Here is a 5,198-nt window from a genome sequence, read left to right as displayed (position 1 = left end):
AAAAAATTAATAATAGTAAATATTTTAACCAAATTCAAAGAGCAAAAAAAGCCACCCCTCAGGATGACTTAACTAAGCGCGGCAACGACCTACCCTCACAGGGGGCGATCCCCCAACTACTATCGGCGTGACAAAGCTTAACTTCTGTGTTCGGCATGGGAACAGGTGTAGCCTTTGTGCAATAATCGCCGCACTTTTGTTTATTTTTGAGAGATCCATTCCCTCAAAACTGAATAACATTCATTTCTTGTAATTCTTTGGACCGAGTCACTCGCGCGACTCTTTGGTTAAGTCCTCGACCGATTAGTAATGGTCCGCTCCATGCCTCACAGCACTTCCACTTCCATCCTATCTACCTGATCATCTCTCAGGGGTCTTACTTCCATAAAGGAATGGGAAATCTAATCTCGAGGTGAGTTTCGCACTTAGATGCTTTCAGCGTTTATCTCATCCACACTTAGCTACCCAGCGCTGCCTTGGGCAAGACAACTGGTACACCAGCGGTGTGTCCATCCCGGTCCTCTCGTACTAAGGACAGATCCTCTCAAATTTCCTACGCCCGCGACGGATAGGGACCGAACTGTCTCACGACGTTCTGAACCCAGCTCGCGTACCGCTTTAATGGGCGAACAGCCCAACCCTTGGGACCGACTACAGCCCCAGGATGCGATGAGCCGACATCGAGGTGCCAAACCTCCCCGTCGATGTGGACTCTTGGGGGAGATAAGCCTGTTATCCCCAGGGTAGCTTTTATCCGTTGAGCGATGGCCCTTCCATGCGGAACCACCGGATCACTAAGCCCGACTTTCGTCCCTGCTCGACTTGTAAGTCTCACAGTCAAGCTCCCTTCTGCCTTTACACTCTACGAATGATTTCCAACCATTCTGAGGGAACCTTTGGGCGCCTCCGTTACCTTTTGGGAGGCGACCGCCCCAGTCAAACTGCCTACCAGACACTGTCTCCCACCGGGATCACCGGTGTGGGTTAGAGTGTTCATACAACGAGGGTAGTATCCCACCAATGCCTCAAACGAAACTAGCGTCCCGTCATCTATGGCTCCTACCTATCCTGTACAAGTTGCACGAACACCCAATATCAAGCTACAGTAAAGCTCCATGGGGTCTTTCCGTCCTGTCGCGGGTAACCCGCATCTTCACGGGTATTATAATTTCACCGAGTCTCTCGTTGAGACAGTGCCCAGATCGTTACGCCTTTCGTGCGGGTCGGAACTTACCCGACAAGGAATTTCGCTACCTTAGGACCGTTATAGTTACGGCCGCCGTTTACTGGGGCTTCGATTCTGAGCTTCGCCGAAGCTAACTCATCCTCTTAACCTTCCAGCACCGGGCAGGCGTCAGCCCCTATACGTCATCTTACGATTTTGCAGAAACCTGTGTTTTTGATAAACAGTCGCCTGGGCCTATTCACTGCGGCTGATCTTGCGATCAGCACCCCTTCTCCCGAAGTTACGGGGTCATTTTGCCGAGTTCCTTAACGAGAGTTCACTCGCTCACCTGAGGATACTCTCCTCGACTACCTGTGTCGGTTTGCGGTACGGGTAATTAGATTCTCACTAGAAGCTTTTCTCGGCAGTGTGACATGACTTCCTTCGCTACTTAAATTTCGCTCCCCATCACAGCTCATCTTACACCAAAGCAAGCATTTCACTCGCTTTGCGACTCGCTGCTTGGACGTGCAATTCCAGCTGCACGCTCCGTTAGCCTCCTGCGTCCCTCCATCATTCAAACAAATCTAACTAGTACAGGAATCTCAACCTGTTATCCATCGCTTACGCCTTGCGGCCTCAGCTTAGGTCCCGACTAACCCTGGGAGGACGAGCCTTCCCCAGGAAACCTTAGTCATACGGTGGGTCAGATTCTCACTGACCTTGCGCTACTCATACCGGCATTCTCACTTCTAAGCGCTCCACCAGTCCTTACGGTCTAGCTTCATTGCCCTTAGAACGCTCTCCTACCACTCAACCTAATGGTTGAATCCACAATTTCGGTAATGTGTTTAGCCCCGTTACATTTTCGGCGCAGGATCACTCGACTAGTGAGCTATTACGCACTCTTTAAATGGTGGCTGCTTCTGAGCCAACATCCTAGTTGTCTGTGCGATCCCACATCCTTTTCCACTTAACACATATTTAGGGACCTTAATTGGTGGTCTGGGCTGTTTCCCTTTCGACTACGGATCTTATCACTCGCAGTCTGACTCCCGGAACAAGATCAGTGGCATTCGGAGTTTATCTGAATTCAGTAACCCAAGACGGGCCCCTAGTCCAAACAGTGCTCTACCTCCACGATCCTTAACTTCCGAGGCTAGCCCTAAAGCTATTTCGGAGAGAACCAGCTATCTCCAAGTTCGTTTGGAATTTCACCGCTACCCACACCTCATCCCAGCATTTTTCAACATACACGGGTTCGGTCCTCCGGTGCGTTTTACCACACTTTCAACCTGGACATGGGTAGGTCACTTGGTTTCGGGTCTACGTCATCATACTCAAGCGCCCTCTTCAGACTCGCTTTCGCTGCGGCTCCGGCTTTTCACCTTAACCTGGCATGATAACGTAACTCGCCGGTTCATTCTACAAAAGGCACGCCATCACCCATTAACGGGCTCTGACTACTTGTAGGCACATGGTTTCAGGAACTATTTCACTCCCCTCCCGGGGTGCTTTTCACCTTTCCCTCACGGTACTGGTTCACTATCGGTCACTAGGTAGTATTTAGCCTTGGGAGATGGTCCTCCCGGATTCCGACGGAATTTCACGTGTTCCGCCGTACTCAGGATCCTGGACTGAGGAAAGAATGTTTCGCTTACGGGGCTATCACCCACTCTGGCTGACCTTCCCAGGTCATTCAACTACATTCTTTCTTGGTAACTCAGATGTCCAGTCCTACAACCCCAAGAAGCAAGCTTCTTGGTTTGGGCTGATCCCCGTTCGCTCGCCGCTACTGAGGGAATCGAAATTTCTTTCTACTCCTGCGGGTACTTAGATGTTTCAGTTCCCCGCGTCTATCTTCAACTGGCCTATGTATTCAACCAGTGATAATAACTAATAACAGTCATTGGGTTTCCCCATTCGGAAATCCCCGGGTCATTGCTTACTTACAGCTACCCGAAGCATATCGCAGTTAGTCACGTCCTTCATCGACTCCTAGTGCCAAGGCATTCACCATGCGCCCTTCCTAACTTAACCTATCATTTATCTTAAGATAAATGGGTCATTTGAGTTTGCGTTTACTACTTATTTTTGAATTCTTGTTTGAAACTCTTTCAAACGCGGTGTTCTCGGTTTAATAAAATTATTGATCAAGAAATAAATATTATTCAGTTTTCAAAGAACGGATCTGAGAGTAGACCTCTCAAAACCAAACAAAGTTTCAGTTAACAAATCGTGTGAGTTTCCGTAATTATCCTTAGAAAGGAGGTGATCCAGCCGCAGGTTCTCCTACGGCTACCTTGTTACGACTTCACCCCAATCATCTGTCCCACCTTAGACGGCTGGCTCCAAAAGGTTACCTCACCGGCTTTGGGTGTTACAAACTCTCATGGTGTGACGGGCGGTGTGTACAAGGCCCGGGAACGTATTCACCGCGGCATGCTGATCCGCGATTACTAGCGATTCCGACTTCATGTAGGCGAGTTGCAGCCTACAATCCGAACTGAGAACGACTTTAAGAGATTAGCTAAACCTCGCGGTCTCGCGACTCGTTGTATCGTCCATTGTAGCACGTGTGTAGCCCAGGTCATAAGGGGCATGATGACTTGACGTCATCCCCACCTTCCTCCGGTTTGTCACCGGCAGTCTCGCCAGAGTGCCCAACTAAATGCTGGCAACTGACAATAAGGGTTGCGCTCGTTGCGGGACTTAACCCAACATCTCACGACACGAGCTGACGACAGCCATGCACCACCTGTCATTTTGTCCCCGAAGGGAAATTCTGATCTCTCAGATGGTCAAAAGATGTCAAGACCTGGTAAGGTTCTTCGCGTTGCTTCGAATTAAACCACATGCTCCACCGCTTGTGCGGGCCCCCGTCAATTCCTTTGAGTTTCAATCTTGCGATCGTACTCCCCAGGCGGAATGCTTAGTGCGTTAGCTGCGGCACTGAAGGGCGGAAACCCTCCAACACCTAGCATTCATCGTTTACAGCGTGGACTACCAGGGTATCTAATCCTGTTCGCTCCCCACGCTTTCGAACCTCAGCGTCAGTTACAGACCAGAGAGCCGCTTTCGCCACTGGTGTTCTTCCATATATCTACGCATTTCACCGCTACACATGGAGTTCCACTCTCCTCTTCTGCACTCAAGTCTTCCAGTTTCCAATGCACTTCTTCGGTTAAGCCGAAGGCTTTCACATCAGACTTAAAAGACCGCCTGCGTTCCCTTTACGCCCAATAAATCCGGACAACGCTTGCCACCTACGTATTACCGCGGCTGCTGGCACGTAGTTAGCCGTGACTTGCTGGTTAGATACCGTCAGCGGAATAACAGTTACTTTACTCCGTGTTCTTCTCTAACAACAGTGTTTTACGATCCGAAGACCTTCTTCACACACGCGGCGTTGCTCCATCAGACTTTCGTCCATTGTGGAAGATTCCCTACTGCTGCCTCCCGTAGGAGTTTGGGCCGTGTCTCAGTCCCAATGTGGCCGATCAACCTCTCAGTTCGGCTACGTATCATCACCTTGGTAAGCCGTTACCTTACCAACTAGTTAATACGCCGCGGGCTCATCCAAAAGCGATAGCATACACCATCTTTGCCCAACCGATCATGCGATCAGTTGGTTTATGCGGTATTAGCACCTGTTTCCAAGTGTTATCCCCCTCTTTTGGGCAGATTGCCCACGTGTTACTCACCCGTTCGCCACTCGCACTTAAAACGCTGAGTGCAAGCACTCATTGTTAAAAGATTGCGTTCGACTTGCATGTATTAGGCACGCCGCCAGCGTTCGTCCTGAGCCAGGATCAAACTCTCATTTTAAAGTTTGTGACTCATAAATTTTACTAGCGAAATTGACTTCGCAAATGTTTTTTTGCACTGATCATAAGATCAGTGACCTCACACATTTGATTTGTCGAAACTTTGTTCAGTTTTCAAAGATCTACTTGAGAATTGCTTATTCACAACAGAAATTATTATATAATGACGAGAATTTCTTGTCAAGAAAATATTTAATTTTTATTTT

Annotated in this window: 3 rRNA genes; all 3 read right to left on the bottom strand. The window is 49.0% G+C overall.

Annotated elements, in window-relative coordinates:
- Positions 1-76 precede the first annotated feature (76 nt).
- The 3 genes from rrf to LPAF129_RS11180 all read right to left on the bottom strand — a co-directional run bounded on the left by rrf (position 77) and on the right by LPAF129_RS11180 (position 4,993).
- Positions 77-193 (bottom strand): 5S ribosomal RNA (gene rrf / locus LPAF129_RS11190).
- 90 nt (positions 194-283) lie between these two features.
- Positions 284-3,205 (bottom strand): 23S ribosomal RNA (locus LPAF129_RS11185).
- 224 nt (positions 3,206-3,429) lie between these two features.
- Positions 3,430-4,993: ribosomal RNA gene (locus LPAF129_RS11180) — 16S ribosomal RNA — on the bottom strand.
- The 16S, 23S and 5S rRNA genes sit together here, the layout of an rRNA operon.
- Positions 4,994-5,198: the final 205 nt, after the last annotated feature.

It is taken from the genome of Ligilactobacillus pabuli, assembly GCF_022836475.1.
GTDB classification, from domain to species: domain Bacteria; phylum Bacillota; class Bacilli; order Lactobacillales; family Lactobacillaceae; genus Ligilactobacillus; species Ligilactobacillus pabuli.
Note: the sequence above shows the minus strand (reverse complement) of the source record. Positions and strands in the feature narration are given on the sequence as shown.